Source organism: Brevibacterium sp. Z349TD_9, from assembly GCF_056173565.1.
The window spans coordinates 1698551-1717319 of sequence record NZ_CM149680.1; the positions used below are offsets into that span (position 1 = coordinate 1698551).

An 18769-nucleotide genomic window follows, 5' to 3' on the forward strand; every position below is an offset into this window, starting at 1 on the left:
CCAAGCCGCTGAAGGCGGTTTCAAGGCCCCTTCCATGGCGGAGTTCTTTCCCGCACCGTTCGCCTTCGTCGGTACGCCGTTCGAGATGAACCGCGTGATGCTCATCCGCATCCTTGCGACGATCGCCGTCGTCGTCGTCCTCGCGATCTGGGCGAAGCGGATGAAGCTCATCCCGGGCCGCTTCCAGTCGGCCATGGAGCTCGCGATGGAGTTCGTCACCGTCGGCATCGCCGAGGACACGATGGGCAAGGAGAAGGCGAAGAAGTTCATGCCGCTCATCGTGGCGATCTTCTTCGGCGTCCTCTTCTGGAACGTCACGAAGCTCATTCCGTTCCTCAACATGCCCGCCTCCGGCGTCATCGGTCTGCCGATCGTGCTCACCGCGGTCGTCTACATCACCTACCACTGGGCGGGCATCGCGCAGAAGGGCCTCGGCGGCTACCTCAAGGACGCGCTCATCCTTCCGGGCGTTCCGTGGCCGATGCACATCCTCCTCATCCCGATCGAGTTCATCACGAAGTTCGTCACGCAGCCGTTCACGCTCGCGATCCGACTCTTCGCGAACATGATGGTCGGCCACCTCCTCCTCGTCCTCTGCTTCTCCGCGACGAGCTTCTTCCTCTTCGACGCGAGCAACGGCTTCCAGTTCTTCGCGATCCTCACCTTCGCCGGCGGATTCTTCGTCTTCCTCCTCGAGATGCTGGTCGTCGTCCTCCAGGCCTACATCTTCGCCCTGCTCTCGTGCGTGTACATCAACGCCGCCATCTCGGACGACCACTGAGTCGTCCCTCTGAGTCTGTAACCCAGGTGTTACAAGGTCGGGCCAACCCCCCGACCGCCATATGAAAGGAAAAGCATCCTATGGATATGCTCGCTGAAGTCAACGGCAGTATCGCCACCGTCGGATACGGCCTCGCCGCCATCGGCCCCGGTATCGGCGTCGGCATCGTCATCGGCAAGACCATCGAGGGAACCGCTCGCCAGCCCGAGATGGCTGGCACGCTCCGCGGAAACATGTTCCTCGGTATCGCCCTGATCGAGGCGCTGGCCCTCATCGGCATCGCCACCCCGTTCTTCCTGCCCTGATCCGACAGATCCGAAGAGGACTAAACGATGACTCCGGTACAAATCGTTGCAGCGTCTGAGAATCCGCTTCTCCCCGCGCTGTATGACATCGTCTGGAGTGCCGTCTGTCTGCTGATCGTCTTCCTGGTTGTCTGGAAGTACGTCCTCCCCGCCTTCAACAAGACCCTCGACGAGCGCGCTGCGCGCATCCAGGGTGGCATTGAGAAGGCTGAGAAGGTGCAGGCCGAAGCCGATCAGGCTCTGGCCGAATATCAGAAGCAGCTCGCCGACGGTCGTGCGGAAGCCGCACGGCTGCGCGCCGAGGCTCAGGAAGAGGGCGCCCAGATCATCGCCGAGATGAAGGCCCAGGCTCACAGCGAGGCTGACCGCATCATCGCGCAGGCACAGACGCAGATCGATGCCGAACGCCAGTCGGCCATGGTGCAGCTGCGCTCCGAGGTGGGTACGCTCGCCACGGATCTCGCATCGCGCATCGTCGGCGAATCGCTCACCGATGACCAGCGCTCCGCTGGCGTCGTCGATCGCTTCATCGCCGATCTCGAAACGCAGTCGTCCGGCCAGCCGGTCAAGGGGGCGTGATGCTCCAGTCGAGCAGAGTCTCCCTGCAGGCCGTTCTCGAAGCGGCGAACGCTGAGATCTCGGGCGGCAACGCACGCGAGATCGGGCAGTCGCTGCTCGGCGTCGTCGGCGTCCTCGCCGACAACCTCGGCCTGCGCAAGGCACTCGCGGACTCCTCGGAGCCCGCGGAGAAGAAGCAGGGTCTGCTGCAGGCCGTGTTCGGCGCTCAGATCCCCGAGGCGGCGCTGCGCATCGCCTCGGTGGCCGTGTCTCAGCGCTGGGCGCGCACGCAGGACTTCGTCACCAGCCTCGAGGTCGCCGGCGTCAGGGCGATCGCCGCGGCTGCGCAGGAGGTCGGCCAGCTCGGTCAGGTCGAAGAGGAGCTCTTCCGCTTCGCCCGACTCCTCGAGTCCGACCATGAGCTCGCCCGCGCACTCGACTCCGATGCCGGTGCCGACGCGAAGCGCGCCCTCGTGGCCGATCTGCTCGCAGGTCGGGCCGAGCCCGACACGGTCACCCTCGTCGACCACGCTGCGGTGCACCCTCGCGGACTTCGCGTGGCGATCGCGCTCGACCACTTCAGCGACATCCTCGCCGCTCGCCAGCAGCGTTCCGTCGCCGAGGTCACCGTGGCCGCGCCGCTGAGCCAGCAGCAGACCGAGCGTCTCGCCGCTGCTCTGGCGAAGAACTACGGTCGCGAACTCGTCCTCAACGTCCAGGTCGATCCCGAGGTCATCGGGGGCGTTCGGGTGCAGGTGGGCGACGAGGTGATGAATTCGACCATTGCGGATCGCCTCGCAGAGGTCCAGCGCAAACTCGCAAGCTGATTCGCCAGCCGGCAGATCCGGCGGCACAGGCGGCCCCCCGGTCGCCGGACACACGTTCTGAGTAAAGGAAGCAGGGAAACCACAATGGCGGAACTGACAATTCGCCCGGAGGAGATCCGGGACGCTCTGGGGAAGTTCGTTGAGTCGTACAACCCCGAGAGCTCGGAGAAGACCGAGGTCGGCAAGGTCGTCACCGCTGGTGACGGCATCGCCCACGTCTCGGGTCTGCCGGGCACCATGGCCAACGAGCTCCTCCGGTTCGAAGACGGCACTCTGGGTCTGGCCCAGAACCTCGACGAGCGCGAGATCGGCGTCGTCGTCCTCGGCGACTTCGCAGGCATCGCCGAGGAGCAGGACGTCTACCGCACCGGTGAGGTCCTCTCGATCCCCGTCGGCGACGGCTACCTCGGCCGCGTCGTCGACCCGCTCGGTCGTCCGCTCGACGGCCTCGGTGAGGTCGAGACCGAAGGACGTCGTGAGCTCGAGCTCCAGGCGCCGGGCGTCATGGACCGCCAGGAAGTCCGCCAGCCGCTCCAGACCGGATACAAGGCCGTCGACGCCATGATCCCGATCGGCCGCGGTCAGCGTCAGCTCATCATCGGCGACCGCAAGACCGGTAAGACCGCTCTGGCGATTGACACGATCATCAACCAGCGTGACGCCTGGGCCACCGGCGACCCCTCGCAGCAGGTCCGCTGCATCTACGTCGCCGTCGGCCAGAAGGGCTCGACCGTCGCCAACGTCCGCCGCGCTCTCGAAGAGAACGGCGCGCTCGAGTACACGACGATCGTCTCCGCTCCGGCGTCCGACCCGGCCGGCTTCAAGTACCTCGCCCCCTACTCCGGTTCGGCCATCGGCCAGCACTGGATGTACAACGGCAAGCACGTCCTCATCGTCTTCGACGACCTCTCGAAGCAGGCCGAGGCCTACCGCGCCGTCTCCCTCCTGCTCCGCCGCCCGCCGGGCCGCGAAGCCTACCCGGGTGACGTCTTCTACCTTCACTCGCGCCTCCTCGAGCGCTGTGCGAAGCTCTCCGACGCCCTTGGTGCCGGATCGATGACCGGTCTGCCGATCATCGAGACCAAGGCCAACGACGTCGGCGCGTTCATCCCGACCAACGTCATCTCGATCACCGACGGACAGATCTTCCTCCAGTCGGATCTGTTCAACTCCGGTCAGCGTCCCGCTGTCGACGTCGGCGTCTCGGTCTCCCGAGTCGGCGGTGCCGCGCAGACCAAGGCGCTCAAGAGCGTCTCCGGTACGCTCAAGCTCTCGCTCGCGCAGTACCGTTCGCTCGAGGCGTTCGCGATGTTCGCCTCCGACCTCGACGATGCGACCAAGCGCGACCTCGCCCGTGGCGCTCGGCTCATGGAGCTGCTCAAGCAGCCCCAGTACTCGCCGATGCCGTTCGAGAAGCAGACCGTGTCGATCTTCGCCGGCACCAACGGCTACCTCGACGATATCGCCGTCGACGACGTCCTGCGCTGGGAGGCCGAACTGCTCGACACCCTCGAACGCAAGACCGAGATCCTCACCGTCATCCGCGAGACCAAGAAGCTCGAGGACGATGTCCGTGAGCAGCTCGAGAAGGCGCTCAAGGAGTTCAACGAGAACTGGGTCGCCGACGAGAACCAGGGTTCGCGCGCGGGCACCGAGGACTCGTCCGTGGCCTCGTCCGATGAGGTCGAGCAGGAGCAGATCGTTCGGCAGAAGCGTTGAGGCGCGTCTGTAACGGCGAAAGGAAGAACTGATGGGAGCCCAGCAGAGGGTCTTCAAACAGAAGATCCGCTCGACTCAGTCCTTGAGGAAGATCTTCAAGGCCATGGAGCTCATCGCCGCGTCCCGGATCCAGAAGGCGATCGCGCGTTCGCAGGCGGCCAGCCCGTATGCCAACGCGCTGACCCGCGCCGTCTCGGCTGTCGCCAGCGAGTCCGACGTCGATCATGTGCTCACGACGGAACCGGACCATGTCACCCGCGCGGCGGTGCTCGTCATCGGTCCGGACCGGGGCTTCGCCGGAGCCTATTCCGCCAACCTCATCCGTGAGGCCGAAGAGCTCGTGCGGCTGTTGGGCCAGGAGGGCAAAGAGGTCGCACTCTTCACGGTCGGCGGCAAGGCTGAGAGCTACTACACGTTCCGTGATCGTCCGATCGTCGAGGCCTGGACCGGGTTCTCCGAGAACCCGACCGCCGAAGACGCCCGGAGGATCGGCGAAGCGCTGCTCAAGGCGTTCGAGGCGGATGCCGACAACGGCGGAGTGCAGGAGATCTACATGGTCTTCACGCGGTTCGTCTCCTCGGTCAAGCACGACCCGGAGTACCGGCGTCTGCTGCCCCTCGAGGTCGTCGACGCCGACGAGGCGACCACCTCGGCGACTGCGTCGGGATCCTCAGGTGCGGGCAGCATGCCGCTCTACGAGTTCGAGCCGAGCGCGGAGGCCGTCCTCGACGCCCTCCTGCCGCGGTACATCGACTCGCGGATCCTCTCGGCGCTGCTCTCGGCCTCGGCCTCGGAGCAGGCATCGCGTCAGGCGGCGATGAAGACGGCGACGGACAACGCCGACGACCTCATCAAGACCTACACCCGGCTGGCCAACACGGCCCGTCAGGCGGAAATCACCCAGGAACTCACCGAGATCGTCGGTGGGGCCGACGCCCTTGCGGCATCGGCAGCCGGCGACTGACCGGTACGAGCAGAGAAGAAAGAGACCATGACTGCCACAGTTACGGATAACTCCCCGGCACAGGGCACAGCCCTCGGTCGCATTTCCCGGGTCATCGGCCCGGTCGTCGACGTCGAGTTCCCGCTCGATTCCGTGCCGGAGATCTACAACGCCCTGACCACGACCGTGGAACTCGCCGAGGGAACGCGCAAGCTCACCTTCGAGACCAGCCTCCACCTCGGCAACGGCATCGTCCGCGCCGTCTCCCTGCAGCCGACCGATGGACTCGTCCGCGGCCAGGAGGTCACCGACACCGGTTCGCCGATCACGGTGCCCGTCGGCGACGTCACCAAGGGGCACGTGTGGAACACGACCGGCGACTGCCTCAACCTCGCCGAGGGTGAGACGCTCGACATCAAGGAGCGCTGGCCGATCCACCGTCCGGCTCCGGCCTTCGACGAACTCGAGTCGAAGCAGGAGGTCCTCGAGACCGGCATCAAGAGCATCGACCTGCTCACCCCGTACGTCCAGGGTGGGAAGATCGGCCTCTTCGGCGGCGCGGGTGTGGGCAAGACCGTCCTCATCCAGGAGATGATCTACCGCATCGCGCACAATCACTCGGGCACCTCGGTGTTCGCCGGTGTCGGTGAGCGCACCCGTGAGGGCAACGACCTCATCTTCGAGATGGACGAAGCCGGCGTCTTCGGTGACACCGCTCTCGTCTTCGGTCAGATGGACGAGCCGCCGGGCACGCGTCTGCGCGTCGCGCTGGCCGGGCTGACGATGGCGGAGTACTTCCGCGATGTCGAGAACCAGGATGTCCTCCTGTTCATCGACAACATCTTCCGCTTCACCCAGGCCGGCTCCGAGGTCTCGACCCTGCTGGGTCGCATGCCCTCGGCCGTGGGCTACCAGCCCAACCTCGCCGACGAGATGGGTGTGCTCCAGGAGCGCATCACCTCGACGCGCGGTCACTCGATCACCTCGATGCAGGCGATCTACGTCCCGGCCGACGACTACACCGACCCGGCTCCGGCGACGACCTTCGCCCACCTCGATGCGACGACCGAGCTCAACCGCGACATCGCCTCGCGCGGTCTCTACCCCGCGATCGACCCGCTGACCTCGTCCTCGCGCATCCTCGACCCGCTCGTCGTGGGTGAGGAGCACTACCGCGTGGCCAACGAGGTCAAGGCGATCCTGCAGAAGAACAAGGAGCTGCAGGACATCATCGCCATCCTCGGCGTCGACGAGCTCTCGGAAGAGGACAAGCTCGTCGTCCACCGTGCGCGTCGCATCGAGCAGTTCCTGTCGCAGAACACGTACACCGCTGAGAAGTTCACCGGTGTTCCGGGTTCGACCGTTCCCGTCGCCGACACCGTCGCGGGCTTCGCGAAGATCGTCTCCGGCGAGGTCGACTACATCCCGGAGCAGTGCTTCTTCAACGTCGGCGGCATGGACGATGTCATGCGCAACTACGAAGAAATGCAGAAGAAGTAAGCCATGGCTGTCCTCGATGTCAACGTCGTCGCAGCCGACCAGGAGGTGTGGGTCGGCGAGGCCAAGCGCGTCGTCGCCCGCACCCTGGAAGGCGAGATCGGCATCCTGCCTGGTCACGAACCCGTTCTCGGTGTCGTAGCCGATGGTGAGGCGAGGATTCTCACGACCTCGGATCAGACGATCCGGGTCCAGGCCGATGGGGGCTTTCTCTCGGTCGAGAACAATCGCGTCATCATCGCGGCTGATCAGGCCGAACTTCTCTGAACAGTCAATTACACTTGGCAAACGTGAACCCTTCTGTCCTGCTGATCGTTCTGCTCTCGTTGGTGGGACTGGCGCTTGCCCTCATCGTCGTCGTGACGATCAGGCGCAGGTCGATCTCCAAGCTGTCAGGTGCGTTCGACTGCTCCATCAACGTGGGCGAGGAATCCAGTTCCCGCCCACGTTGGCGTTTGGGCGTCGCGGTGTTCGCCGTGTCCTCCCTGGACTGGTATCCCGTGTTCGCCCTCAACCGGCGCGCGGCCGTGAGACTGCCGCGCGCCGATCTCGACATCCTCGTCCGACGCAAACCGACGTCGGGGGAGCAGTACTCCGTCCTTCCCGATGCCGTCGTCGTCGACTGCTCCTACGGGAAGGCGAACGGGAGACCGCGCTCGGTCTCCCTGGCGATGGACACCGAGTCCCTGTCGACGATGGCCTCGTGGCTCGAGTCCTCGCCGCCCGGCTTCAATCCGACGATGGGACGGTTCACCTGATGGAAGTCCTCCGCCTGACCGGTCCGACGCAGCTGCGCGGCACCGTCGACGTCAGGGGCGCGAAGAACAGCGTCCTCAAGCTCATGGCGGCGAGCCTGCTCGCTGTGGGACGCACGACGATCACCAACGTTCCCGCGATCCTCGACGTGAGGATCATGGTCGAACTCCTCAGCCGCCTCGGCTGCACCGTCGACTACGATGCCGACGCCGGCACCGTGAGCATCGACGTCCCCGCCGCGGTGGGGATCCAGGCCGACTACGAACTCGTCCGCGCGATGCGGGCCTCGATCTCCGTCCTCGGCCCGCTGACCGCGCGGATGCGCGCCGCCCACGTCGCCCTGCCCGGCGGCGATGCGATCGGCTCGCGCGGTCTCGACATGCACCAGGCCGGGCTCGAGGCGCTCGGCGCCCAGGTCCGCCTCGACCACGGCTACTTCGTCGCCGAGGCCCCGACGGGGCTGACCGGCACGGACATCGCGCTCGACTTCCCGTCGGTGGGTGCCACCGAGAACCTCGTCATGGCGGCAACCCTGGCGCAGGGGACGACGACGATCGCCAACGCCGCGAAGGAACCGGAGATCGTCGACATCTGCCTCATGCTCGTCCAGATGGGTGCCCGGATCGAGGGCATCGGGACGGCGGAGCTCACCATCACCGGTGTCGACGAACTGCGTCCCGTCGACCACCGCACGGTCGGGGACCGGATCGTCGCCGGAACCTACGCCTTCGCCGCCGCGCTGAGCGCCGGCGACGTCGTCGTGCGGGGTGTCGGACTCGAGATCATGCCCAATGTCGCCATCAAACTCCGCGATGCCGGCGCGACGGTCGACGACCTCGGCGAGGTCGAACTCGGCGACGGGACGCTCGGGCGCGCGTTCCGCGTCGTCGGGCCGCAGCGTCCGCACGCGATCAGGGTCGCGACGATGCCGTTCCCCGGCTTCCCGACCGACCTCCAACCCTTCGTCATCGCGCTCAACTCCGTCTCCGACGGCGTCGGCCTGCTCTCGGAGAACCTCTTCGAGGCCCGGTGGCGTTTCGTCCAGGAGGTCGCCCGCCTCGGTGCGAAGGTCCGGATCGACGGCAACCACGCCCTGGTCACGGGGGTCGAGGAGCTCTCCGGCGCCGAGGTGGAGGCCTCGGACATCCGCGCCGGTGCCGGGCTCGTCCTCGCCGGGCTCAGGGCCTCCGGCGTCACCGAGGTCTCCGGCGTCGACCACATCGACCGCGGCTACGAGGGCTTCGTCGACAAGCTCCGGGCGCTCGGCGCCGACGTCGAGCGCGTCACCCGCGCCGACGGTCTCAGCTTCGACTGAGCGGGGTCACCCGGGGCAGCGACTCACGTGGCGGCGACTGACGTGGCGGCGACTGAGCGCCCGCGAACGGGCCGCCTGTCACAGCTTCGACTGAGCGCCCACTCGCTCGGTCGCCCGTCGTTCAAGCCCTTCAGCACTTTTCGACACTCCCAGCACTTCCGCACGCTCACTCCAGGCTCAGCGCGGATCGCCGGTGTTGCACGACTGGCTATCCGCGCTGCGCCTGGACCGACACCACCCGGGCGCTCACTCCAGGCTGAGCGCGGATCGCCGGTGTTGCACGACTGGCTATCCGCGCTGCGCCTGGACCGACACCACCGGCGTACTCGTGCCGGTTGACTGTCCACAGGTGCGTTCGATGCTCAGTGGTTATCCACAGGGCGTTTTGAGCCTCTTGCGGTCCGGATGCCTTCTCGTCCATCCTCGATTGCATGTTTGCGTGCTTGGAGACTTCGGATCTGGTGGCGGCAGGCTGGAACAGCCATCAGATCAGATCTGCCGTCGATTGCTGCCTGCGGCGACTCCGGCGGGGACGATACGTTGTCACGCGTGCGTGCGACAATCCGTCGCACGCCTTCGTCGCAGCGATCGCGGAGGCGGAGGAGACCGCGTTGCCCCATGAGACCGCGGGGATGCTCAAGCGCGGAGAGGATCTGAGGATTCTCGTCCGGTCATTCGTCCCCGATCTGCCGCACGACGCAGTGTTCTCCCATCGCAGTGCACTGCTCGTCCACGGCCTGCCCGTGCCGTATGTCGATAAGGGTGAGGTGTACGTCGAGGTCGCGAGCCCGCGCAGCTCGGTCCGCCAGAGGGATCTCGTGGTCCGTCGACGGGCCCTGCAGCCCGACACCATGGAAATCGTCGAAGGGATTCCGGTGACGACGGTGGTGCAGACGCTCCTCGATGTCGCCAGGGATTGTCCGTTGGCGTTCGCCGTGGCTGTTGCGGATGCCGCGGTGCACTTGGGGCGGGTGACTCTCGAGGAGTTCCGAGCGCACCAGGCGGCGCATCCTGTGCGGACCCGCCAGTCGCGGATCACAGCGGTGCTGGAGAACATCGACGGACGGCGTGAAACGGTGGCGGAGTCGATCTGCGCCGTTCGATTCGTCGAGTATTCGATACCGGGGTTCGAGCCGCAACTCGTCGTCTGCGACGCCGATGGTCGCTTCCTCGCTCGGTCCGACTTCGGCAACGAGGCGGTCAAGGTCATTGCCGAGTTCGATGGCGCCGGCAAGTACTACATCGATGACGGTGATCCGCACCGAGCCTTCGAACGCGAACGGAAGCGGGAATACGCTCTGCGGAACAAGGGGTGGATGGTCTTCCGCATTCGATGGGCCGATCTCTTCAGCGCAGACCTCTTCCTCAGGATCAAAGAGGCGGTGCGGATCCGCGAGACGGAGATCGCCGCTCGAGACCGACTCGCAGGCCCGATGCAAGGCGCGCAGTGAGGGCGATCCAGTCGTCAGTCAAGGGGCAGCGCGGATAGCAGGCGATGCTCGGCCGGCTATCCGCGCTGCGCCTTGACCGAGCGATGGCGCGGGCCGGGAGAGGAGACGCGTGTTCAGAAGAGGCGGGTCTCCGGATCGTCCATCCCGCGCAGCGCATCGTAGTCGAGGACGACGCAGCGGATGCCGCGGTCCTCAGCTAGAGTGCGTGCCTGCGGTTTGATCTCCTGCGCGGCGAAGACGCCGGTGACGGGGGAGAGGAGCGGATCTCGGTTCATCAGTTCGAGGTAGCGGGTGAGCTGTTCGACGCCGTCGATGTCGCCCCGCCGTTTGATCTCAACGGCCACCGACTTCTGGGTCGCATCGCGGGCGAGGATGTCGACCGGACCGATCGCCGTCATGAATTCGCGGCGGACGAGGCTGTATCCCGTGCCGAGAGTATGGATGTGTTCGGCGAGGAGTTCCTGGAGATGCGCTTCGACTCCGTCCTTGACGAGACCGGGATCGACGCCGAGGTCGTGGCTCGTGTCCGAGAGCACCTCAGTGATCGAGATGACGAGTCGGTCGCCGGTCTTCGTCTGCGAGACCGTCCAGATCTCGCTCAGACCTGCTTCGGCCTGCTCGTCGGTCGGCTCGGCCACCTGGACGGCGCGCGGGGGGGTCATCCAGTTGAGCGGCTTGTACGACCCGCCGTCGGAGTGGATGAGGATCGACCCGTCGGACTTGAGCATGATGAGACGGGTGGCCAGGGGCAGATGCGCGGTCAGACGACCGGCATAATCGACAGAGCATTCAGCTATCACGAGACGCACGCGTCCCAGACTACGTGAGAGAATCGCCCCATGCCACGTTCGAACTCCTCGCGTCGCAGGAACAAATGGAGCGCACCCGCGCGCGACCTCACCGAGTCCGTGGGCGGTCTGCGGGTGAGCCGCGACCTGCCCGACGGAACCTGGTCGATCCAGCGTGTGGCCGCCAACTCCAGCGGCAAGGTCTACGTGTGCCCGGGCTGCGGACAGCAGGTCTCTGCGGCCACCGCGCACATCGTCGCCTGGCGTCAGGAGGCCTCCCACGGCGTCGACATCGGCGTCGACTCTCGTCGGCACTGGCACTCGAGGTGCTTCGAGCGGTTCCGCTGACACGCAACTCCGCTGACACGGAACTCCGCTGACACAGAACTCGGCTGACACGGAACGGGGCCCGCTCTGGTGAGCGGACCCCGTTCTCTTCAGTCGGTGAGGGCCTCATCAGCGGAGCGCGTCCGGCGGTACAGCAAGTCGTGCGCGGCCGAATGCGCTCAGCGCCTGAGCATCGTCAGCGCAGTGAGTTACGCGACCGTGCGGCCTTGGAGTTGGCCGGACGGTTTCCACCCTGACCGGAGCCGCCGGACTTCGGCGAACCCGAGACCTGCGCATCGATCGCGATCGTCTCGGCGTCGGTCGCGCCGTTGGGCAGATCCTCGGAGACAGTCTCGGACGCCTCGGTCTCCACCGAATCCTCCGCGTTCTCCGACTGCTCTGCAGCGGCATCCGCCGACTTCGCACCGGAGTTCTGGGAACCTGTGCCCTGCGCCGTCTGGGCGTCCGCCTCGGCGGCTCCCGTCTTCGAGGCACCGGACTTCCCGCCGTCGGCAGCCGACTTCTCGGCCGCCTCCTCGGCGGAATCGGCGGCGATGAGGTCGGCGAGAGCCTCCCCATCGGCGATCTGCTCGGTCGCGTGCGTGGCCGCTTCCGCCTTCGCGGGATCGACGGCGTCGCCGCCCATCACACCGGGCATCGCGAAGAGCGAACGGAGCTGGTCGAGCTGAGCTGTGATCGTCTTGCGCTGCTTGGTGAGCAGGTCGACCTGGGACTGCGCGGACTGGACGTTGCGCTTGGCTTCGGCGGCCGATTCCTCGATCGTCGCCTCGGCGGTGGCCCGAGCCTCGGAGATGAGCGTCTGTGCGCGGGCCTTGCCGTCGGCGATGATCTCATCGGCCTTCGTCACGGCCTCGGCGCGGGTCGTCTCGGCGCGCTCCGCGGCGGCCTTGGCATCCGCGTCGGCCTTCGCCGCGCGCGCCTGCGCCTCGTCGATGAGCTTCCGGTTCTCCGCCTGGGCGGCGTCGTAGCGCTTCTTGCGCTCGGCTTCTGCCTCCTGACGCTTCGTGGCGAGTTCGACGTCGAGGTCGTTCGCGGACTTCTTCGAGGCCTCGTCGCGGGACTTCGCGGCCGCGAGCAGTTCGTCGGCCTGAGCCTGGGCTGCGGCGATCGTCTCATCGGCCTGGGTCTTCGCCTCGGCGCGGAGGTCGGTCGCCTCCTTCTCGGCGGCGGCGCGCAGCTCCGCGAGTTCGTGCTCGAGGCTTTCGCGGGCCTCCTTCGACGCGGCGTCGTTGGCCTCCTTCGACTGCGCCGCCTCGCGTTCGGCGGTGGCCTTGAGCTCGGCCGCGCGCTTCTCTGCGGACTTCACGGCCTCCTCGGCGCGCAGCTCGGCGGAGCTGATGATCGCGTCGGCCTCGGACCGGGCGTTGTTGAGGGTGTCATTGCTCTCGGTGTGCATGCGCGCACGAGCAGACGCCGCCTCGGCGCGGGCCTTGTTCCGGATCGTCTCCGCATCCGAGTTCGCCTGGGCGAGGGTCTCCCGGGCCTGGGACTCGGCGATCTTGAGGAGGTGGTCGATGCGGCTTCCGGGGGGACCGGCCGCCTCGGCGTTCTCATTGGCGGCCTTCTTCAGCTGAGCCTTCGCCTCGGACAGCTCGCCGGCGATCTGGAGCTTCGCGCGATCGGCGTTGATGACCTGACTGCGCGCATCCGACAGCGCCTTCCGCACGGATTCGATCTCCGTGCGCAGCTGCTGCAGTCGGGAATCGACTTCGCTCTTCTCGTACCCGCGCATCGCTGTGCGGAATTCTTCGGTGGGCGTCACTGAAGCTGACTCCTGTCATGTCAAGGGGATCTGGTCATGCCTGCGCGGTCCCTACTCTATCGGACTCAAGATGAGTGTTGGGTCCGAATCCCCCTGCGGGCGACCGCCTCGGCGACCCCGGTGACGGAGGCCACATCGGCCTCGACTACCCTGTACTCAACAGCTCTCCGCTGCACGCGTCCCGCTGTTCGCGGAGCCACAGTCCTTCGAGGAGGAAACATGACTGAAGCAGTGATCGTCTCCGGTGCCCGCACCCCGTTCGGGCGGCTCCAGGGAGCGCTCGGAACGCAGACGGCGGTGAACCTCGGTGCCGCAGCGATCAAGGGAGCCCTCGAGAAGGCGGGCATCTCCGGAGACCAGGTCGACTACGTCATCATGGGCCAGGTGCTCCAGGCCGGCCTCGGTCAGGGTCCGGCCCGACAGGCCGCCGCCGAGGCGGGGATCCCCATGAGCGTTCCCGCGATCACGATCAACAAGCTCTGCCTCTCCGGCATCAACGCGATCACCCAGGCCGCACAGCTCGTGCGCGCCGGCGAGTACGACGTCGTCGTCGCCGGCGGGCAGGAGTCGATGACGCTTGCCCCGCACCTGCTCGAGAAGTCCCGCGCCGGATACAAGTACGGTGACGTCGTCGCCAAGGACCACATGGACTACGACGGTCTCTGGGACGCCTTCACCGACCAGGCCATGGGCGGACTGACCGAAGAGGCCAACAAGGGCGAGTCCGAGTTCTCCCGTGAGGAGCAGGACGCCTTCGCCGCGCAGTCGCATCAGCGGGCTGCCGCCGGCTGGGAGAAGGGCGCGTTCGAGGACGAGGTCGTGCCCGTGACTATCCGCACCCGCAAGGGCGACGTCACCGTCGACACCGACGAGGGCGTGCGCCCGGACACGACGGTCGAATCGATGGCGAAGCTGCGCCCGGCCTTCCGCAAGGACGGGGCGATTACCGCGGGCAACGCCTCGCAGATCTCCGACGGCGCGGCCGCTGTCGTCGTCATGTCTCGGGAGAAGGCTGAGGAGCTCGGTGCGCCGATCCTCGCTGAGATCCGCGCCCACGGCTGGACGGCAGGACCCGACTCGACCCTCCAGCACCAGCCCTCGCAGGCGATCCGCAAGGCCGCCGAGTCCGAAGGCGTGGCCGCTGACTCCTTCGACCTCTACGAGATCAACGAAGCGTTCGCCGCCGTCGGCCTCGCGAGCACGAAGGACCTCGGCATCGATCCGGAGAAGGTCAACGTCAACGGGGGAGCGATCGCCCTCGGGCATCCGATCGGGGCCTCCGGCGCCCGCATCGTCCTCACCCTTGCCCTCGAACTCCAGCGCCGAGGCGGCGGCACGGGTGTCGCTGCCCTCTGCGGTGGCGGCGGCCAGGGTGATTCGCTCATCATCACCGTTCCCGAACAGGGCTGAGTCCAGGGGAGGAGGAACCGCCATGCTGCTCGCATTCTCTGTCGCCCCCAGCGGCGGCGAAGGCCCCGACGGCTCGGTCCATGAGGCCGTGGCCGCGGCTGTCGAAGTCGTTCGCGAATCCGGGCTGCCGAACCGCACGACGAGCATGTTCACCGAGATCGAAGGGAACTGGGACGAGGTCTTCGATGTCGTCCGTCGTGCCACCGAGGCGGTCGCGCCGTTCGGGTCCCGGATCTCGCTCGTCATCAAGGCCGATATCCGTCCCGGGCACGAGGGAGAGATCGAGGGAAAGGTCGACCGCCTCGAGCAGGCGATCGACGCGCGGCGGAGAAACGACGCCTGACGCAGAAAAAGCAGTGACGCAGATCTCAGATGGGTCTATCCTCGTCTCAAGGACGAAGGAGGATGACCCATGAAGAATGGATCCGCGTATTTCACCACTGCCACTGCTCTGACCATGATCGCCCTGCTCGGGTTCATGATCGCAGGATTCTTCCCCGTCGCGGCCGAGGTCGCGTTCGGCGTCGAAGCCGCCGCGGTCATCCTCGCGCTCACGGGCGTCGTCATCCTCGCGATCATCACGGTCCGCAAGGCGCTTGAGAAGGCCGGCAGCACCCACTGACCCCGGTCGTCTCCGACGGCCCCGCTCCGACCCCGGCCACATGGCCGGACTGGTCGGTGCGGGGCTGCTTTCGTCTGCCCGCTGCCCATCGGTTACGATGTGTGGGCCTCCGTAGCTCAGTCGGATAGAGCAACCGCCTTCTAAGCGGTAGGTCGCGGGTTCGAGCCCCGCCGGGGGCGCAGTGCGCAGGCAATTGAACCCCGTCACGGCGTGCCTGGTGGTGCTCAGCTGTGAAAACGTGGAAAGTGGATGCGTGATGACAGACAGCGGAAATGCCGTGACGCCACCGGTGGGCGGAGCACTGAGCGATATCGCGAAGAAGATCTCCGAGACCCGGTTCACCCTGCAGACCGACGACGCGGCAGACGGCCGCCGACTGCTTGGATCCCTGAGCTCGGAGATGGGCGATTTCATCCTCCCGCGGATCAACCGCGCGCCGGCTCCTTTCCTCATCGCCGTCGGCGGTTCGACGGGGGCGGGGAAGTCGACACTGGTCAACTCGCTCATCGGCCGCACCGTCAGCCCCGCAGGCGTGCGTCGTCCCACGACCGCCAACCCGATCGTCATCCACAACCCGGCCGATGCGAAGCACTTCGAGACCGCGACGTTCCTCGGCGATCTGCCCCGCAGCTCCGACCCGGAGACGACGTCCCCGGCGCTCGTGCTCATCCCCGACGCCGACATCGCGCCGGGCACCGCCGTCCTCGACTGCCCCGACATCGACTCGATCGCCGAGTCCAACCGCGACCTCGCCCGCCGCATCCTCATGTGCGCCGACCTCTGGCTCTTCGTCACCACCGCCAACCGCTACGCCGACGCGGCTCCCTGGGCGCTCCTGCGCGAAGCCGCCGCCCGCAGCACCTCGGTCGCGCTCGTCCTCGACCGCGTTCCCCCCGAGGCGAACCGCGAAGTCCGGCACCACCTCTCCCACCTCCTCTCCGAGGCGGGGCTCGCGCAGTCACCGATCTTCTCTGTCGCCGAACTCCCGCTCGAGGACGGCCGGCTTCCGCACGCCGCTGTCTATCCGATCCAGTCGTGGATCCGCGAGGTCAGTGCCGAGTCCGAGTCCCGCGGGCGAATCCGTCGCCGCACGCTGTCCGGTGCGATCGCCTCCCTGCCCGGCCGGGTCGATGCCCTCGCCGAGGCGGCCCAATCCCAGGAGGACGCCCACGCCCACCTCGAGCGGATCGTCGATGAGCGCTTCCGCTCCGCCCACGAATCGCTGGCGACCGTCGTCACCGACGGCCGGATCCTCCACGGCGCCGTCAACGCCCGCTGGCAGGACTTCGTCGGCACGGGTCAGCTCTTCCGCGGACTCGAGCCCACGATGGCGCGGATGCGCGACCGCATCTCCGCGGCGGTGACCGGCAAGCACGACGCCGCCGCCCCGCTCCACATCGCAATCCTCCGGAGTGCGGCGATCACGCTGCGCGAGGCCGCCGTCGACGTCGTCGACGTCGTCGCCGACGACTGGCGGCGCACACCGGCAGGCGAGGCCCTCGTCACCTCCGAGCCGGCGCTGCGCGAACCCACCAGCGAACTCGAGGATCGAGTGAAAGCCGCGGTGAGCGGGTGGTCGAACGATGTCAACGCCCTCGTCCGGGACATCGGCCAAGGGAAGAAGTCGAAGGCTCGTATCCTCTCGTTCGGCGTCAGCGGGGTCTGCGCCGTCCTCGAGTACGCGACCTTCTGGGACCCGGCGCACACCTCGTCGAACGACAGTGCCTCACGGTCGGGCGCCGGAGTGGCACTGAGCCTGGCCGGAACGATCTTCGGCGAACAGGAGGCCGTCGACATCATCGGCTCGATCCGCGACCGCTTCCTCACCGCGGCCGCCGGCATCATCGGCGACTGCCGCACCCCATTCGACCAAGCACTACGACTGACAGCGGTTCCCACCAGGCAGTCCGGAGCCCTCCGCACTGCCGGTGCCCGCCTCGAGGAGGCACTGTGAACGATTCGGCCCAGTCCGAGATCCGCCGGCTCGCCGACGGTATCCGCCACGCGCTGGCGCTCGAGGACGACAGGATCAGCCCCGACGTGCGGGCCGATGCCTCCAGCCTGCTCGAGAGGGCCGACGACCGACTCGACCTCGGCGAGGACTTCACCGTCGTCGCCTTCGCCGGGTCGACCGGCTCGGGCAAGTCGTCGTTGTTCAACGCCGTGGCAGGCCTCGACATCGCCCGCGTCGGCGTGCGCAGGCCCACGACCTCGCGCCCGACGGCATGCGTCTGGGGCGAGGGCGGACAGGACATCCTCAACTGGCTGCGGGTCCCCGAGCGGAGTCGGACATGGCGCGAATCGGCGCTCGACGGCGACGACCAGCGCCGTCTCCACGGACTCATCCTCCTCGACCTGCCCGACCACGACTCCACGGCCGTCGAGCACCGGGTCGAGTCCGACCGCCTCGTCGGCCTCGTCGACGTCGTCTTCTGGGTCGTCGACCCGCAGAAGTACGCTGACTTCTCCCTCCACTCCGAGTACCTGACCAAGCTCGCCGAGAACAGTTCGAACATGGTCGTCGTCCTCAACCAGGTCGACAAGCTCAGCGTCGAGGAGCAGAAGGCCGCAGCCGCCCATCTGCGCCAGCTGCTCAACGAGGACGGACTCACCGACACCGAGGTGCGCCTGTCCTCTGCCGTGACCCGGGAGGGCATCCCGGAGATCCGGTCGATCCTCGCCGACACCCTCGACTCCAAGCAGGCAGCCGCCGAACGCCTCCTCTCCGACATGCAGGCGATGGCGCGGCGCATCCGCGCCGAACTCGGCGAGCCCGTGGCCACCCCCGACGAACTTCCGGGAGCATCGCACCTCGTCGAGACGATGTCGGAGGCTGCCGGTGTCGAGGCCGTCGCACAGACAGTCCACGACGACTACATCCGACGCGCCTACCGGCGCACCGGATACCCGCTGCTCGCGTGGATGCAGCGCAACGCCCCCGACCCGCTCGGCGCGAAGCACGGTCTGACCCGCGACGAACTCATCCGCGCCTCCGTCCCGGCGACGAGCAAGACGCAGAGCTCGCAGGTCCGCCTCATGGCCCACGACCTCATCACCGAATCCGTCTCGACGCTGCCTCGGCCATGGCAGACCGCGGCTGCGGAAGCGGAACGGGCAAGCACGAACCAGCTCGCCGACACCCTCGACTCGGCCGTCACGGCTGTGGATATCGAGCGGCGGACGCCGGGGTGGTGGGCGGTTGCCAACGCCCTGCAGATCATCTTCTTCCTCGCCACGATCATCGGCGCCCTCGGCCTCATCGTCGTCGCCGCGATCGCCGTCGCGACTCCAGGGGCGATGCCGTGGTGGGCGTGGGCGGCCTCGATCGGGGTCCTCGTCCTCGGCATCCTCGGCTCGATCATCACCTCGGTCGTCGCCAAGTCAGCCCGGAACAGAGGGGCAGACGAGGCTGCGGCCGCCGTCGACGCCGACCTGCGCTCGGCGGTCGCGCACGCGGCGCAGAGTTCGTACCTGCAGCCGGTCAATGCGGTCATCGCCACCCATCGCGATGCGTATCAGCGACTCGCCTGACTCATCCTCACAGGCACGCTCACTCGTGTGCTCAGGCCCTGTGGACGCATAACCGTCGTCCACAGGGCCTTTTCGCATGCTCGACAGCTCAGCGTCGGCCGCGCTGTGCTGGAGGGATCCCTGGCGGGAGCGACCAGACAGTTCCCGCCGACCCAG

The 18769-nt window shown here is 67.2% G+C and carries 19 protein-coding genes and 1 tRNA gene; 18 read left to right on the plus strand and 2 right to left on the minus strand.

The window, feature by feature from the left end; genetic code table 11:
- The first annotated feature begins 34 nt into the window (after positions 1–34).
- From atpB to AC0VYB_RS07725, 11 genes are all read left to right on the plus strand, one after another.
- Complete coding sequence (gene atpB, locus AC0VYB_RS07675; RefSeq protein WP_009375306.1) at positions 35–781, plus strand: F0F1 ATP synthase subunit A; 747 nt, start codon at positions 35–37, stop codon at positions 779–781.
- An 80-nt stretch (positions 782–861) separates the two neighbouring features.
- A complete protein-coding gene (atpE, locus tag AC0VYB_RS07680) occupies positions 862–1086 on the plus strand; it encodes a F0F1 ATP synthase subunit C (RefSeq protein ID WP_009375307.1) in 225 nt (74 codons plus the stop codon).
- A gap of 27 nt (positions 1087–1113) precedes the next feature.
- Entirely contained in the window at positions 1114–1665 is a 552-nt protein-coding gene (locus AC0VYB_RS07685; protein ID WP_009375315.1) for a F0F1 ATP synthase subunit B, read from the plus strand.
- Positions 1665–2471 (plus strand): F0F1 ATP synthase subunit delta, encoded by an 807-nt coding sequence (locus AC0VYB_RS07690; RefSeq protein WP_475385115.1) that lies wholly within the window; start codon positions 1665–1667, stop codon positions 2469–2471. The genes AC0VYB_RS07685 and AC0VYB_RS07690 overlap by 1 nt, the downstream gene beginning before the upstream one ends.
- An 84-nt stretch (positions 2472–2555) precedes the next feature.
- Positions 2556–4190 carry a F0F1 ATP synthase subunit alpha gene (gene atpA / locus AC0VYB_RS07695; protein WP_009375319.1) on the plus strand — a complete coding sequence of 545 codons (1635 nt, stop codon included), beginning with the start codon at positions 2556–2558 and terminating at the stop codon, positions 4188–4190.
- A gap of 31 nt (positions 4191–4221) precedes the next feature.
- Complete coding sequence (locus AC0VYB_RS07700; RefSeq protein WP_009375321.1) at positions 4222–5154, plus strand: F0F1 ATP synthase subunit gamma; 933 nt, start codon at positions 4222–4224, stop codon at positions 5152–5154.
- A gap of 27 nt (positions 5155–5181) precedes the next feature.
- Complete coding sequence (gene atpD, locus AC0VYB_RS07705; protein WP_009375323.1) at positions 5182–6633, plus strand: F0F1 ATP synthase subunit beta; 1452 nt, start codon at positions 5182–5184, stop codon at positions 6631–6633.
- Between the two features lie 3 nt (positions 6634–6636).
- Positions 6637–6897: a F0F1 ATP synthase subunit epsilon gene (locus tag AC0VYB_RS07710; protein WP_009375325.1), complete on the plus strand. Its 261-nt coding sequence runs from the start codon at positions 6637–6639 to the stop codon at positions 6895–6897.
- Between the two features lie 23 nt (positions 6898–6920).
- Positions 6921–7388 carry a DUF2550 domain-containing protein gene (locus AC0VYB_RS07715; RefSeq protein WP_040340974.1) on the plus strand — a complete coding sequence of 156 codons (468 nt, stop codon included), beginning with the start codon at positions 6921–6923 and terminating at the stop codon, positions 7386–7388.
- Entirely contained in the window at positions 7388–8701 is a 1314-nt protein-coding gene (gene murA, locus AC0VYB_RS07720) for a UDP-N-acetylglucosamine 1-carboxyvinyltransferase (RefSeq protein ID WP_101623870.1), read from the plus strand. The genes AC0VYB_RS07715 and murA overlap by 1 nt, the downstream gene beginning before the upstream one ends.
- 611 nt (positions 8702–9312) lie before the next feature.
- Complete coding sequence (locus tag AC0VYB_RS07725; protein ID WP_009375330.1) at positions 9313–10152, plus strand: hypothetical protein; 840 nt, start codon at positions 9313–9315, stop codon at positions 10150–10152.
- 113 nt (positions 10153–10265) lie between these two features.
- Here AC0VYB_RS07725 and nucS read toward each other — a convergent pair whose 3' ends face one another.
- A complete protein-coding gene (nucS, locus tag AC0VYB_RS07730) occupies positions 10266–10961 on the minus strand; it encodes an endonuclease NucS (protein ID WP_475385116.1) in 696 nt (231 codons plus the stop codon).
- Positions 10962–10991: 30 nt separating this feature from the next.
- On the opposite strand from nucS, the gene AC0VYB_RS07735 reads away from it, so the two are divergent.
- Positions 10992–11288, plus strand: a complete 297-nt coding sequence (locus AC0VYB_RS07735; RefSeq protein ID WP_009375332.1) for a hypothetical protein — start codon at positions 10992–10994, stop codon at positions 11286–11288.
- 175 nt (positions 11289–11463) lie between these two features.
- On the opposite strand, the gene AC0VYB_RS07740 is transcribed toward AC0VYB_RS07735, so the two are convergent.
- Complete coding sequence (locus tag AC0VYB_RS07740; protein ID WP_009375334.1) at positions 11464–13050, minus strand: coiled-coil domain-containing protein; 1587 nt, start codon at positions 13048–13050, stop codon at positions 11464–11466.
- A 219-nt stretch (positions 13051–13269) separates the two neighbouring features.
- On the opposite strand from AC0VYB_RS07740, the gene AC0VYB_RS07745 reads away from it, so the two are divergent.
- The 6 genes from AC0VYB_RS07745 to AC0VYB_RS07770 all read left to right on the plus strand — a co-directional run bounded on the left by AC0VYB_RS07745 (position 13270) and on the right by AC0VYB_RS07770 (position 18613).
- Positions 13270–14460, plus strand: coding sequence for an acetyl-CoA C-acetyltransferase (locus AC0VYB_RS07745; RefSeq protein ID WP_095375847.1), 1191 nt, complete (start codon positions 13270–13272; stop codon positions 14458–14460).
- 22 nt (positions 14461–14482) lie between these two features.
- Positions 14483–14803, plus strand: a complete 321-nt coding sequence (locus AC0VYB_RS07750; RefSeq protein ID WP_101623868.1) for a thiamine-binding protein — start codon at positions 14483–14485, stop codon at positions 14801–14803.
- 69 nt (positions 14804–14872) lie between these two features.
- The gene (locus AC0VYB_RS07755; protein ID WP_009375340.1) at positions 14873–15082 is read left to right on the plus strand and encodes a hypothetical protein; all 210 of its coding nucleotides are present in this window, start codon (positions 14873–14875) and stop codon (positions 15080–15082) included.
- Positions 15083–15187: 105 nt separating this feature from the next.
- Positions 15188–15261, plus strand: a tRNA-Arg gene (locus tag AC0VYB_RS07760).
- A gap of 77 nt (positions 15262–15338) precedes the next feature.
- Positions 15339–17036 carry a dynamin family protein gene (locus AC0VYB_RS07765; RefSeq protein ID WP_227007047.1) on the plus strand — a complete coding sequence of 566 codons (1698 nt, stop codon included), beginning with the start codon at positions 15339–15341 and terminating at the stop codon, positions 17034–17036.
- Complete coding sequence (locus AC0VYB_RS07770) at positions 17033–18613, plus strand: GTPase (protein WP_063249738.1); 1581 nt, start codon at positions 17033–17035, stop codon at positions 18611–18613. The genes AC0VYB_RS07765 and AC0VYB_RS07770 overlap by 4 nt, the downstream gene beginning before the upstream one ends.
- Positions 18614–18769: the final 156 nt, after the last annotated feature.

Bases quoted from the DNA above. Each gene is read 5' to 3' on its own strand.
- atpB (WP_009375306.1), top strand. From the start codon at position 35: ATGGCGGAGTTCTTTCCCGCACCGTTCGCCTTCGTCGGTACGCCGTTC.
- atpE (WP_009375307.1), top strand. From the start codon at position 862: ATGGATATGCTCGCTGAAGTCAACGGCAGTATCGCCACCGTCGGATAC.
- AC0VYB_RS07685 (WP_009375315.1), top strand. From the start codon at position 1,114: ATGACTCCGGTACAAATCGTTGCAGCGTCTGAGAATCCGCTTCTCCCC.
- AC0VYB_RS07690 (WP_475385115.1), top strand. From the start codon at position 1,665: ATGCTCCAGTCGAGCAGAGTCTCCCTGCAGGCCGTTCTCGAAGCGGCG.
- atpA (WP_009375319.1), top strand. From the start codon at position 2,556: ATGGCGGAACTGACAATTCGCCCGGAGGAGATCCGGGACGCTCTGGGG.
- AC0VYB_RS07700 (WP_009375321.1), top strand. From the start codon at position 4,222: ATGGGAGCCCAGCAGAGGGTCTTCAAACAGAAGATCCGCTCGACTCAG.
- atpD (WP_009375323.1), top strand. From the start codon at position 5,182: ATGACTGCCACAGTTACGGATAACTCCCCGGCACAGGGCACAGCCCTC.
- AC0VYB_RS07710 (WP_009375325.1), top strand. From the start codon at position 6,637: ATGGCTGTCCTCGATGTCAACGTCGTCGCAGCCGACCAGGAGGTGTGG.
- murA (WP_101623870.1), top strand. From the start codon at position 7,388: ATGGAAGTCCTCCGCCTGACCGGTCCGACGCAGCTGCGCGGCACCGTC.
- AC0VYB_RS07735 (WP_009375332.1), top strand. From the start codon at position 10,992: ATGCCACGTTCGAACTCCTCGCGTCGCAGGAACAAATGGAGCGCACCC.
- AC0VYB_RS07745 (WP_095375847.1), top strand. From the start codon at position 13,270: ATGACTGAAGCAGTGATCGTCTCCGGTGCCCGCACCCCGTTCGGGCGG.
- AC0VYB_RS07750 (WP_101623868.1), top strand. From the start codon at position 14,483: ATGCTGCTCGCATTCTCTGTCGCCCCCAGCGGCGGCGAAGGCCCCGAC.
- AC0VYB_RS07755 (WP_009375340.1), top strand. From the start codon at position 14,873: ATGAAGAATGGATCCGCGTATTTCACCACTGCCACTGCTCTGACCATG.
- AC0VYB_RS07765 (WP_227007047.1), top strand. From the start codon at position 15,339: ATGACAGACAGCGGAAATGCCGTGACGCCACCGGTGGGCGGAGCACTG.